The organism is Pandoraea pnomenusa, assembly GCF_000767615.3.
Taxonomy (GTDB): domain Bacteria; phylum Pseudomonadota; class Gammaproteobacteria; order Burkholderiales; family Burkholderiaceae; genus Pandoraea; species Pandoraea pnomenusa.
Genome location: NZ_CP009553.3, coordinates 395,705 through 409,068, shown reverse-complemented (window position 1 = coordinate 409,068; position 13,364 = coordinate 395,705). Strand labels below are relative to the sequence as shown.

Sequence of the window (13,364 nt, the reverse complement as noted above, 5' to 3'; positions counted from 1 at the left end):
TATCGACCGCGAGCGTGCACGAATGCATGAACTCGCGGCTCAGGCGTTTGCCGTGCGCGCCGCATCGACACCGCCGGTGCGCGCCCGCGTCACCGGCGTTGCGGTGCCGGTGATGTGCGGCTTGACGAGGGTCCACAGGATCACGGCTCCGATCAGGTCGCCAAGCCCCAGGGCCACGAAGAACGGCGCGTAGCCCACGGCGGTCACGAACGTGCCGATCACCAGCGTGAACAGCAGGTTGCCGATGCCCGCGGACAACCCCGCGAGACCGGTGACGGTGGCGACCTCGTTGCGCGGGAACAGATCCGCCGACATCGAGATCACGCTGATCGAGAGGGTCTGGTGCGCGAATCCGCCCAGGCACAGCAGGAAGATCGCCATCATCGGGTCCTTGACGAAACCCACGCCGCACATCGCCGTCATGATGATCGCGCCGATCGTAAACACCACGCGCTTGCCGTTGAAGATGGTCATCCGGAAGTGCCGGTTCAGCCAGACGGAGATCGTGCCGCCCATCAGGCAGCCGACGTCCGCCGCCACGAACGGAAGCCACGCCGTGGCCGCGATCGTCTTCAGATCGAAGCCGCGCGCCTGGTTGAGGTACAACGGCATCCAGAATACGATCGTGCCCCACACCGGATCGGCGAAAAAGCGCGGCAGCGCGATCCCCCAGAAGTTGCGCTGGCGCACGATGGTGAGCAGATCGGGCTTGCGAGCATCGGCCGCCGCGTCGACGGCGCGGCCTTCGTTGATGTAGTCCGACTCGGCTTGCGTGAGCGCGGGATGATCGGTCGGGTGACGATAGAAGACGTACCACAGGACACCCCACACCAGCCCGAGCCCGCCCGCGATCACGAACGCCGTCTCCCAGTTGTAGCGCATGATCGACCAGGCGATCAGCGGCGGCGCGAGGATCGCCCCGACGGACGTGCCGACGTTGAAGATCCCGGCCGCGAGCGCGCGCTCCTTCGTCGGGAACCAGAACGCCGCGGCACGCATGCCCGCCGGAATGAACGACGCTTCAGCGAGCCCGAGCAACCCGCGCAGCACGAACAGGCCGACCCAGCCGTCGGCGAGCCCGTGCAGCATGCACACGACCGACCACATGACCCCGCACAGCAGGAAGCCGAGACGAAGCCCGATGCGGTCCATCAGGTAACCGGTGACGGGTCCGCCGATCGGATACAGAACGAGGAAGGCGCCGGTGATCCAGCCATATTGCTGGGTGGTAATGTGGAGGTCCTTCATTACCGTGGGGGCGGCAACGGCAAGCGAGCTGCGCGCGAGGTAGTTCATGACCGTGCCGAGCGTGAGCAAGCCGATCATCCACCAGCGCAGGCCTTTGATCCTGAGGGCCATGATGTTGTCTCTCTCCATGAGTCTTCTGTTGCGAGTGCGTGGCTCGCATGGAGAGGCATCCTACGTGAGACGATGTACGATGACAATCAAGAATTGCATCGTTTACGGATAATCCCTAGGGTTTCGAACGCTTCCTCATCTCCACCCCGACAGCTTTGAAGGCAATGGCATTCGCACATGTCGGGAGGATCAGCGCATAGGTGAACATCGATCAGAATCGCCTTGTTGTATGACATCGTATTTTTAACGATTTTCATTATCCGATCAGCACCCTGAACGCCCCCGCGCAGCGCCGCCGGACAAGAAAAAACCGCCCGGACGTTTACGCCCGGACGGTTTCTTCACAGTGACGCAGATGCCTACCTCCGCGCCCCTCCTCTCAACTTCCCCGTATTCGTGGTTTTGGCAGGCGAATGCTTTCGCTCTCAGCGCGGCAGCACCGAATGCCCCATCAGGAACTCATCGACGGCCCGGGCGCACTGACGGCCCTCGCGAATCGCCCAGACCACGAGCGACTGGCCGCGCCGCACGTCGCCCGCCGCGAACACCTTCGGCAGGTTCGTCGTGTACGCGCGCTCGCCCTCGGTGGCGGCACGCACGTTGCCGCGTGCGTCCTTGTCCACACCGAATGCGTCGAGCACCGTCTGCAAGGGCGAGACGAAACCCATGGCGAGCAGCACCAGATCGGCCTTGAGCTCGAATTCCGAGCCCGCGACTTCCTGCATCTTGCCGTCCTTCCACTCCAGGCGAACGGCGATCAGCTTCTCGACCTTACCGTTCTTGCCCTCGAAGCGCTTCGTCGCAACGGACCAGTCGCGCTCGCAGCCTTCTTCGTGGCTCGACGACGTGCGCAGCTTGGTCGGCCAGTACGGCCACACCATCGGCTTGTTCTCCTGCTCGGGCGGCTGCGGCAGCAGTTCGAATTGCGTGACGTGCTTCGCACCATGACGATTCGACGTGCCCACGCAATCCGAACCGGTATCGCCGCCGCCGATCACGATCACGCTCTTGCCGGTCGCCAACAGCTGGTTCGCCAGTTTGTCGCCCGCGTTGACCTTGTTCTGCTGCGGCAGGAATTCCATCGCGAAGTGAATGCCGTCGAGCTCACGGCCCGGCACCGGCAGGTCGCGCGGCTGCTCGGCGCCGCCGGCGATCACTACGGCGTCGAACTGCGCCTGCAACTGCTCCGGCGAAATCGTTTCCCTGGAGAAGTTGTTGATATGCGCATCGGGGGCGTCCTTGCCCACGTAGACGCCGGTGCGGAACGTCACGCCTTCGGCTTCCATCTGGCGCATGCGACGATCGATCAGCCACTTCTCCAGCTTGAAGTCGGGAATGCCGTAGCGCAGCAGACCGCCCACGCGATCGTTCTTCTCGAACACGGTCACGTCGTGACCGGCGCGCGCGAGTTGCTGCGCCGCGGCCAGGCCCGCCGGGCCGGAGCCGACGACGGCGACCGTCTTGCCGGTCTTGTGCTTCGCGGGTTGCGGCTCGACCCAGCCTTCGCTCCACGCCTTGTCGATGATCGCGTGCTCGATCGACTTGATGCCCACGGGGTCGTTGTTGATGTTCAGCGTGCAGGCCGCCTCACACGGCGCCGGACAAATGCGACCCGTGAACTCCGGGAAGTTGTTCGTCGAGTGCAGCACGCCGATGGCCGCCTTCCAGTCCTGGCGATACACCAGATCGTTGAAGTCGGGAATGATGTTGTTGACCGGGCATCCGTTGTTGCAGAACGGAATGCCGCAGTCCATGCAGCGTGCGCCCTGCACCTTTGCCTGTTCGTCGGAGAGCGCGAGCACGAACTCCTTGTAGTGCTTCACGCGTGCCAGCGGTGCTTCGTACGACTCGCTCTGGCGCTCGAATTCGAGAAAACCTGTGACCTTGCCCATGTTTCTTCAGTCGGAAAGTTTTGTGGTTACCGTGCCTCACCCGCGCGCGGCGCGCCCCGGAGCCCTCACTCCGTGGCGCCGCCGCGCGAGCGGTCTCAGGCCGCCAGTGCTTGTTTTTCGGCCGCCTTGGCCATGTCGCCCAAGGCGCGCTTGTACTCGTTCGGGAACACCTTCACGAACTTGCGACGTGCGCCGTCCCAGTCCTCGAGCAACGCCTTGGCGCGCGTCGAACCCGTGTACTGGAAGTGACGCTCGATGAGCTCGCGCAGCTGCGCCTCGTCCGTCTGGCCGCGATGCCACAACCCCTGGCTCACCGTGCGCTCCTGCTCGCCATGCGGCAGCACCGGATCGAGCGCGACCATCGCCGTGTTGCACTTGGCGGCGAACGTGCCGTCAGCGTCGTACACGTAAGCCACACCGCCCGACATACCCGCCGCGAAGTTGCGGCCGGTCTCGCCCAGCACGACCACCGTACCGCCGGTCATGTATTCGCAGCCGTGATCGCCCGTGCCTTCCACCACGGCGGTGGCGCCCGAGTTGCGCACGCAGAAGCGCTCGCCGGCCACCCCGTTGAAGAACGCCTCGCCCTCGATGGCGCCGATCATCACGGTGTTGCCCACGATGATGTTGTCTTCGGCGTTGCCACGGAAGTCGTTGGTCGGACGCACGATGATGCGACCGCCTGACAGGCCCTTGCCAACGTAGTCGTTGCCGTCGCCCACCAGATCGAGCGTGATGCCGCGGGCGAGGAACGCCCCGAAGCTCTGACCCGCCGTGCCCTTGAGCTGCACGTGGATCGTGTCGTCAGGCAGACCGTCGTGGCCGTAGCGCTTGGCCACTTCACCCGAAAGCATCGCACCGACCGTACGGTTGCGGTTGCGCACCGGCTGGATGAACGACACGTGCTCGCCCTTTTCGAGGGCCGGCATCGCCTTTTCGATGAGTGCGTGATCGAGTGCGCCGGCCAGACCGTGGTCCTGCGTCTCGACATGCAGACGCGGCACGTCGGCTTCGATTTCCGGCAGGTGGAAGATGCGCGCGAAGTCGAGACCCTTCGCCTTCCAGTGCTCCACGCCCGCCTTGGTGTTGAGCAGGTCGGCGCGACCGATCAGGTCGTCGAACTTCGCGATACCGAGTTGCGCCATGATCTCGCGCACTTCCTCGGCGACGAAGAAGAAGTAGTTGACGACATGCTCCGGCTTGCCCTGGAACTTCTTGCGCAGCACCGGATCCTGCGTGGCCACGCCCACCGGACACGTGTTCAGGTGGCACTTGCGCATCATGATGCAGCCTTCGACGACGAGCGGAGCCGTGGCGAAGCCGAACTCGTCGGCGCCGAGCAGCGCGCCGATGACCACGTCGCGACCGGTCTTCATCTGGCCGTCGGCCTGCACGCGGATACGGCCACGCAGGCGGTTGAGCACCAGCGTCTGCTGCGTCTCGGCCAGACCCAGCTCCCACGGCGTGCCGGCGTACTTGACCGACGAGAGCGGCGAAGCGCCGGTACCGCCGTCATGACCGGCGATCACCACGTGATCGGCCTTGGCCTTGGCCACACCCGCGGCCACCGTGCCCACGCCCACTTCCGACACCAGCTTCACCGAAATCGACGACGAGGCGTTCACGTTCTTCAAATCGTGAATGAGCTGCGCCAGATCTTCGATCGAGTAGATGTCGTGGTGCGGCGGCGGTGAAATCAGGCCCACGCCCGGCACCGAGTAACGCAGCTTGCCGATGTACTCCGTCACCTTGTGGCCCGGCAACTGACCGCCTTCGCCCGGCTTGGCGCCCTGCGCCATCTTGATCTGGATCTGATCGGCCGAGACCAGATAATCGGCGGTCACGCCGAAGCGCCCCGAGGCCACCTGCTTGATCTTCGAGCGCAGCGAGTCGCCGTCCTGCAGTTCGATGTCGGTCTCGATGACGTCGCGGCCCACGATCGAGGCAAGCGATTCGCCCTTCTTGATCGGAATACCCTTGAGTTCGTTGCGATAGCGGCGCGGATCTTCGCCGCCCTCACCCGTGTTCGACTTGCCGCCGATGCGGTTCATCGCGACGGCCAGCGTGGCGTGCGCCTCGGTGGAGATCGAGCCGAGCGACATGGCGCCCGTGGCGAAACGCTTCACGATCTCCTTGGCCGATTCCACCTGGTCAAGCGGAATCGCGCGCTGCGGATCGACGCGGAATTCGAACAGGCCACGCAGCGTCATGTGACGCTTGCTCTGGTCGTTGATGAGGTTCGCGTATTCCTTGTACGTCTGGTACGAATTGGCGCGGGTCGAATGCTGGAGCTTGGCGATCGCGTCCGGCGTCCACATGTGGTCTTCGCCACGAATGCGGAATGCGTATTCGCCGCCGGCGTCGAGCATGTTCGCGAGCACCGGATCGTCACCGAAGGCGTCGCGATGCAGACGCACCGCTTCCTCCGCCACCTCGAAGATGCCGATGCCACCGACGTTCGAGGCCGTGCCCTGGAAATACTTCCTGACCAGTTCCTGCGAGAGGCCGATCGCTTCGAAGATCTGCGCGCCCGTGTACGACATGTACGTCGAGATGCCCATCTTCGACATGACCTTGTGCAGGCCCTTGCCGATCGCCTTGACGAAGTGCTTGATCGCCTTCTCGGGCGTCAGATCGCCGCCTTGCTTGCGGGCGATCTGCGCGAGCGTTTCCATCGCGAGGTACGGGTGAACGGCTTCGGCGCCGTAGCCGGCCAGCAGTGCGAAGTGGTGCACTTCACGCGCCGAGCCGGTCTCCACCACGAGGCCCGTGCTCGTGCGCAGGCCCTGTGCCACCAGATGCTGGTGCACGGCCGACGTGGCGAGCAGCGCCGGAATCGCGACCTGCTCGCGGTTCGTGAGCCGATCGGACACGATCAGGATGTTGTAGCCCGACTTCACGGCGTCGACCGCTTCGGCGCACAGCGACGCGAGGCGCGCTTCGATCCCTTCCTTGCCCCAGGCGACCGGATAGCAGATGTTCAACTCGTACGAGCGGAATTTGCCGCCGGTGTACTTGTCGATGTGACGGATCTTCGAGATTTCCTTGAAGTCCAGCACCGGCTGCGACACTTCGAGACGCATCGGCGGGTTGATGTTGTTCGTGTCGAGCAGGTTCGGCTTCGGGCCGATGAACGACACCAGCGACATCACCATGTTTTCGCGGATCGGGTCGATCGGCGGGTTCGTGACTTGCGCGAACAGCTGACGGAAGTAGTGGTAGAGCGTCTTGTTCTTGTTGCTCATGACCGCGAGCGGGCTGTCGTTGCCCATCGAGCCCACGGCTTCTTCGCCGTTGATCGCCATCGGCGTCATCAACAGTTTCACTTCTTCCTGCGTGTAGCCGAACGCCTGCTGCAGATCGAGCAGCGGCGTGGCCGTGTCATGGTGCACACCGGCTTCCTCGACCTTCGACTCGATCTCGTCGAGCTTGATGCGCACGGCGTCGATCCAGCTCTTGTACGGCTTGGCGTTGGCGAGGTTGTCCTTGAGTTCCTTGTCGTCGATGATGCGGCCCTGCTGCATGTCGATCAGGAACATCTTGCCCGGCTGCAGGCGCCACTTCTTCACGATCTTCGATTCGGGAATCGGCAGCACGCCCGACTCCGAGGCCATGATGACCATGTCGTCGTCGGTGATCAGGTAACGGGCCGGGCGCAGACCGTTGCGGTCGAGCGTGGCGCCGATCTGACGACCGTCGGTGAACGCGATGGCGGCGGGGCCGTCCCACGGCTCCATCATCGCCGCGTGGTACTCGTAGAACGCGCGGCGGTTCTCGTCCATCAACGTGTGCTGCTCCCACGCTTCCGGAATCATCATCATCACGGCATGGGCGAGCGGATAGCCGGCCATCGTGAGCATTTCGAGGCAGTTGTCGAACGAGGCCGTGTCCGACTGGCCCGGGTAGATCAACGGCCACAGCTTCTGCAGATCGTCGCCGAGCACGGCCGACGAGATCGCGCCGGTGCGGGCGTTGATCCAGTTGACGTTGCCCTTCACGGTGTTGATTTCACCGTTGTGCGCCACCATGCGATACGGGTGAGCCAGTTCCCATGCCGGGAACGTGTTCGTCGAGAAGCGCTGGTGAACGAGGGCGAGTGCCGAGACGGTGCGCGGATCAGCCAGGTCGCGGTAATAGCGGCCGACCTGGTCGCAAAGCAGCAGGCCTTTGTAGACGATCGTACGTGCCGACATCGACGGCACGAAGTATTCCTTGCCGTGCTTGAGCTTGAGGGCCTGGATGCGGTGGCTCGCGGTCTTGCGGATGACGTAAAGCTTGCGCTCGAGCGCGTCCGTCACCATGATGTCCTGCCCGCGACCGATGAAGATCTGGCGGATCACCGGCTCGGTGGCCTTCACGTTCGGCGACATCGGCATGTCGCGATCGATCGCCACGTCGCGCCAGCCGAGCACGACCTGGCCTTCGGCCTTCACGGTGCGCTCGAGCTCCTGTTCGCAGGCCAGGCGCGAGGCGTGCTCCTTCGGCAGGAAGATCATGCCCACGCCGTATTCGCCGGCCGGCGGCAGGGTCACGCCCTGCTTTGCCATCTCTTCACGGAAGAACTGATCGGGGATCTGCAGCAGGATACCGGCACCGTCGCCCATCAGCGGGTCGGCGCCCACGGCGCCCCGGTGGTCGAGGTTTTCGAGAATCTTCAGGCCCTGCTCGACGATCGCATGGCTCTTCACGCCCTTGATGTGGGCCACGAAGCCGACGCCGCAGGCGTCGTGTTCGTTTGCCGGGTCGTACATGCCCTGTGCGTCCGGCGCCAAGTACGCCTCACCCGGCAGCGCTGCTGCCGTCGCAATCGGTTGCTGTTTCTTTTCCACGAGTTACACCGTCTCTTGGCGAGGCCGCCGCGCGCATGCTCGTCGCGGTCGACCGGGTTAAGTGGGGTTGGCCGGGCGGGCCAGGCTGCGGATTCGCGCGCGTCGAAGGTCTTTCTCGGGCGTTGCCACAGGAAACCGACTCAGCGCGCACGCTTTTGCGCATCGCACCAATCGGCCGAAGTTGGAATATACGCCATGAAATTCACAATGACAAAATATTTTAATGGGGTCAGATTCTATTAAAAAACCGCACCAAAAGAAGGCTTTATTTTAATGGGGTCAGATGTATCGTGCCCAAACGGAACTCGCTGAAAAATTCCGTGATTTCAAAAGCTTGGGGAAGTCCGACAGACCAGGTGCGGTCTGTCGGGAAAGCGCCTCAGAGGGCTGAGGACACGGCCTTGCGGGGACGGCCGCGTGTGAGGGGACTCACTCGACGATTGGCGGCGAGTGCCATGCGCGCCTGATACTCGGGGCTGCCGAGCAACCAGCCCTTTTGCGTGGCTGTACGCAATGCGTCGACCTCGTGCGCGGGCAGCGGGATCGAGAACCCCTCTGCGTAAGCGCGTTGACGTTCGAACGGCGTGTTGCCCAACGCCCAGTAAAGCGCGTGGTCGGTGACCAGACTGTCGACGGTCACGCCGACGTGATGGTTGTAGCTTGACCACGCGTAGTTACCGGGTGCGTCGACCAGTCCGGCACGCACCGGGTTGAGTTCGACATACCGGCTCGCAAGCAGCAGGTAATGCTCGGCTTCGATCACGGTGGCACGATACCGGCCTTCCCACAACGTGCCGGTACGCTGGTGCCGACGGTTGAAATACAGCACGTAGTAGCGGCCAACGGCCTGCAGCGTCGCGGGCAGACTGCGCTCGTCGGCTGGCGTGGCCACCAGATGCAGATGGTTCGGCATCATGCACCACGCATGGATCGCCAAACCGTGCGCACGCGCGGCATCGCGCAATCGATCATGGAAGACACGTCGGTCCTCGTCGTCGACGAAGATCGCCTGCCGGTTATTGCCACGCAGAATGACGTGCTGCGGCTGGCGCGGAATAAATAGTCGCGGTAATCGGGCCATGCGGATTCAAATGTAATGCTTTAAAGCTCGATATCACGATTCAAAAGAGAATTTCGACCGAAAAAACTCTTTAAATACTGATATCTCGCCAAACCCCGTTGATTCGTACAAAAACTCTAGATCCGACGATTGCGCGACGAAATCCCAAGCGCATAATGCATCGAAAAATAAATAAATAATCTTGGGAGGATAGACAAATGACAATTCGGACCTATCGGTCCGCGGCGTGCCTGTGCGCGCTCGGACTCGGCATTTCCCTGGCGTCCCCCGACGCCAGTGCACAGCAGGCCGGCGACAACGTCGTCAACCTCGGATGGTTCCACATCGCCCCGCAGGACTCCAGCAAACCCATGACGACCGGCGTCACGCAGGAGGGCATCACACCAGGCCTCGTGCCGTCGAGCTTCACCTCGCCCGGCAGCGGCGCCAAGGTCAGCAACGCCGATACGCTCGGGCTCGTGGTCACCCACTTCTTCACCGACAACATCGCCCTGCAGACAGTGGCCGGCATTCCCGCCAAGTTCAAACTCACCGGGCAGGGCGTCATCGCGCCGCCCGGACTGGCCGGCGCGCTCACGAGTATCGACCTGGGCGCACCACAAAACAACCCGATTGTGCAAAGCGTGCGCCAATGGAGCCCGGCGCTGGTATTGCAGTACTACTTCGGACAAGCCAATTCGGCGTGGCGCCCTTTTCTCGGAATCGGCGTGAGTTATACGTTCTTCACAAACGTCAATCTCAATCCCAGTTTTGAAGCGGCGCTGAATCAGAATTTCGGCAGCGTGCTCGCTTTTACTTCCGGTCACAATGGACCGACGAGCGTCGAAGCGAAATCATCGGCGTCGTGGCAACCGGTTTTCAATGCCGGCTTTTCCTATGCCTTCGACAAGCACTGGGTCGCGAGCGCCTCCGTCTCCTACGTGCCGCTCAAGACCACAGCGAACATCAAGATCAAGGCGCAGGATGGTACGGTGCTCTCTTCTTCGGACGCCGAGATCAAACTGAATCCGATTGTGACCTTCGTATCGCTCGGCTACAAGTTCTAAACCCAGCGTGCGGGACGCAGGTTGCGCCCAGCATATCGGACTCCGCAGTGAATTCCTAAAAGCGTGCCTGACATATAAGGGCGCGCTTTTCTTTCGTCCAGCGCTTTTTCCTAGGGGCATTCCATGAGGCGATGCATGAATACAACACCTTTAGAGCGCGGCCTCCAGACTCTTGCTATCCGCGCCTATGCACCGTCGGCATAATGGCCCTGAATTTCATTTAACGAAATTCTCGACAATAAAGAATCTTGAGCAGGAGACGAATCGATGAAGTTGAAGCATTTGACGATTGCTGCCGTGGCCATGTTGACGGCATCGGGGGCCGCGTTCGCACAGCAAGCCGGCGATAACGTTGTCAACCTTGGCTGGTTCCACCTCTCGCCCCAGGTTTCCAGTGATCCGCTGCACGTCACCGGATCGAACGTGCCGGGTCTGGCCTCACTCGTGAACAGCCGTCTCGGCAGCACGGGCGCTCAGGTCGACGACGCCGATACGGTCGGCCTTACCTTCTCTCACTTCTTCACCGACAATGTGGCCGTTGAAGCCGTGATGGGGCTTCCGCCGAAGTTCCGCCTGTACGGTCAAGGCGCCCTCGCCCTGCCGGGCGGCGGTTCGCTGGCCTCGGCCAAGCAGTGGAGCCCGGCACTGTTGCTGAAATACTATTTCGGCCAGGCCAACGACAAGTGGCGTCCGTTCGTCGGCATCGGTGCGAGCTACTTCTGGTACTCGAACATCGAACTGACGCCGGGTTTCCAGTCGCTCGCGAGCAACGCCCTGACCGGCGGCCCGGGAGGCAACACCACGGCCAAGCTGACGAACTCGTGGGCCCCCGTGTTCAACGCCGGTATCAACTACAACATGGACAAGCACTGGACCCTCGCTTTCTCCGTGTCGTACATCCCGGTGAGCACCACGGCCAAGCTGACCACGACGCGTGGCCCGATCGTGACCACCAGCGAAGCCAAGGTCAAGCTGAACCCGGTGGTGACGTTCCTGTCGCTGGGCTACCGCTTCTAAGCCACGACGGCATACGCCTGCCGCATCCGAGCCGCTCCGGCGCGACGAAAGTCGCGCCGCGCGACTCCGAAAACGCCGCCCAGTGCGGCGTTTTCGCGTTTTTTGCCCATGTCAGTGCCTTCTCACACGAAATTCAGCCAACACGCCGCAACTTTCGATATTTCCCGTAGGTCTGTGATGATGTACGTCGGCGAATGGTCGCGCCATAATGGCCGCTCGCCTCAGGGTTCCACCGGTGTCGTCGTCGCCTCCCCCGAGTCGTCAGAGCACCGCATTTCAATACCACCTATTGGGAGTCTGAAAATGGGAATTGCCTCGAAAGCGGAAGCAGCACTGAATAGCGGACTGGAAGATGCGCGATTTGCCGGACGCCGCACGGCCCGCGCGGCGCGTCTGGCCACCGGCGATGTTTCCTCGCGAGTGCGCGATCTGCTCGATGATCTCGACCACGCCTTATCCAATGCCAAGTCGGCGTCGGACGTTGAAGCACTGCGGGCTGAAATTGGCGACAAGCTGCGTCAGGCACGCAGCGAATTCGGCGATGCCCGCGCCAACTTGCGTCTTCGTGCGAACGAAGTCTGGGAGGAGGCCGACGGCTATGTCCATGAGCGACCCTGGCAGACCCTGGGCGCTGTGGCCGCAGTGGCTCTGGTGCTCGGCTTCATTGCGGGACGAAGCTGACCCTGCGCGGGACGTGTGCGTCCTCGGAGCGATCGGGGCTTGCGATTCGCATGCGCGGTGTCCACTGAGGTCGCGCCCGAGGGCCGCGACAATAAAAACAGCCGGCAAATGCCGGCTGTTTTTTTGTTGGACGATGCGCCGCACGATCTGCCGGGCGTCAATGTCCAGGTTGCCGGAAGGCGTATGCCATCTCCGCGCCGTCGAACCTCGGTCGATTGGCATGTCGGCTTGCATCGCATGTGCACTGATCCGCCCGCGCGATCGCAATCGCCTCCGATCGCTCCCGATCGCGTCCTGGCGAGATGCGCCCAGAAGTGATCAAAGCGTCGGCTCGATGGCGAAAAGCCGGCGATATTCCTTGATCGCGTAACGGTCCGTCATGCCCGCGATGTAATGCGCGATCCAGCGCGGCTGCTCGTCAGGCGCTTCCGTGCGGTACGCTGGCGGCAACAGGCGCGGATCGTTAAGAAAAGCATCGAACAGTTCCTGCACGATGCGCTGCGCCTTCGCCGCCATGCGCATGACGAGATAGTGCCGGTACAGATTGTCGAACAGGAACCGTTTGAGCTGCCCCGCTTGCTCGCGCATGGTATCGCTGAACGCAACCAACGGCCCGGCGCCTCGCACGTCGTCCATGGAAAAAGGCGAGGCGTCGGCAACGCGCTGGCGCGTGGTGGAGATCAAATCGACGATCAGTGCGTTGATGATCCGGCGCGTCGTCTCGTGCACCAGGCGACGGCCCGAAATTTCCGGCCACGCTTGCCGCGACTCCGAGCAGTACCGGGCCCAGAGCGGGACGTCATCGAGTTGCTCGAGCGAAATGAGGCCCGAGCGTACGCCATCGTCGATATCGTGGTTGTTGTAGGCGATCTCGTCCGCAAGATTCGCGATCTGCGCTTCGATGCCTGGCTGGCGCCCCTTGAGGAAGCGCTCGCCAAGCTCACCGAGCTGTCGGGCATTCGCACGCGAACAGTGCTTCAGAATGCCCTCGCGTGTCTCGAAGCTCAGATTCAGTCCATTGAAGCCGCCGTAATGCTCCTCGAGTTCATCGACAACGATCAGGCTCTGCAGATTGTGCTCGAACCCGCCGAATTCGTGCATGCATCCGTTGAGCGCATCCTGCCCGGCGTGACCGAACGGGGTATGACCGAGATCGTGGGCCAGCGCGATCGCCTCGACGAGATCTTCGTTGACGCGCAGGTTTCTTGCGATCGATCGGCCGATCTGGGCGACTTCGAGACTGTGCGTGAGACGCGTGCGAAACAGATCGCCTTCGTGATTCACGAATACCTGCGTCTTGTATTCGAGACGCCGGAACGCGGTCGAATGGATGATGCGATCCCGATCCCGCTGGAATTCGGTGCGCGTAGCCGGCGCCGGCTCTGCAAAACGTCGTCCACGCGACGCGTTCGAGCGCGCCGCATATGAGGCAAGCGACGCTTCGTAATCGATCATCGCC

Annotated in this window: 8 protein-coding genes; 3 read left to right on the top strand and 5 right to left on the bottom strand. The window is 62.5% G+C overall.

The features are described 5' to 3' along the window. Positions 1–39 precede the first annotated feature (39 nt). From LV28_RS25880 to LV28_RS25865, 4 genes are all read right to left on the bottom strand, one after another. Positions 40–1,359 carry an MFS transporter gene (locus LV28_RS25880; protein ID WP_048806764.1) on the bottom strand — a complete coding sequence of 440 codons (1,320 nt, stop codon included), beginning with the start codon at positions 1,357–1,359 and terminating at the stop codon, positions 40–42. A 425-nt stretch (positions 1,360–1,784) separates the two neighbouring features. After that, the gene (locus LV28_RS25875; protein ID WP_023593863.1) at positions 1,785–3,251 is read right to left on the bottom strand and encodes a glutamate synthase subunit beta; all 1,467 of its coding nucleotides are present in this window, start codon (positions 3,249–3,251) and stop codon (positions 1,785–1,787) included. A gap of 95 nt (positions 3,252–3,346) precedes the next feature. Further along, entirely contained in the window at positions 3,347–8,080 is a 4,734-nt protein-coding gene (locus LV28_RS25870) for a glutamate synthase-related protein (protein ID WP_023872488.1), read from the bottom strand. Positions 8,081–8,459: 379 nt separating this feature from the next. After that, positions 8,460–9,161 carry an REP-associated tyrosine transposase gene (locus LV28_RS25865; RefSeq protein WP_023593861.1) on the bottom strand — a complete coding sequence of 234 codons (702 nt, stop codon included), beginning with the start codon at positions 9,159–9,161 and terminating at the stop codon, positions 8,460–8,462. A gap of 197 nt (positions 9,162–9,358) precedes the next feature. Here LV28_RS25865 and LV28_RS25860 point away from each other — a divergent pair, with 197 nt between their 5' ends. The 3 genes from LV28_RS25860 to LV28_RS25850 all read left to right on the top strand — a co-directional run bounded on the left by LV28_RS25860 (position 9,359) and on the right by LV28_RS25850 (position 11,905). Further along, positions 9,359–10,207: an OmpW/AlkL family protein gene (locus tag LV28_RS25860; protein WP_023593860.1), complete on the top strand. Its 849-nt coding sequence runs from the start codon at positions 9,359–9,361 to the stop codon at positions 10,205–10,207. Between the two features lie 267 nt (positions 10,208–10,474). After that, on the top strand, positions 10,475–11,224 hold the full coding sequence (locus tag LV28_RS25855) for an OmpW/AlkL family protein (RefSeq protein WP_023593859.1): 750 nt from the start codon (positions 10,475–10,477) through the stop codon (positions 11,222–11,224). Positions 11,225–11,527: 303 nt separating this feature from the next. Further along, positions 11,528–11,905 (top strand): ElaB/YgaM/YqjD family protein, encoded by a 378-nt coding sequence (locus tag LV28_RS25850; protein ID WP_023593857.1) that lies wholly within the window; start codon positions 11,528–11,530, stop codon positions 11,903–11,905. Between the two features lie 318 nt (positions 11,906–12,223). On the opposite strand, the gene LV28_RS25845 is transcribed toward LV28_RS25850, so the two are convergent. Beyond that, on the bottom strand, positions 12,224–13,360 hold the full coding sequence (locus tag LV28_RS25845) for a deoxyguanosinetriphosphate triphosphohydrolase (RefSeq protein WP_023593856.1): 1,137 nt from the start codon (positions 13,358–13,360) through the stop codon (positions 12,224–12,226). Positions 13,361–13,364: the final 4 nt, after the last annotated feature.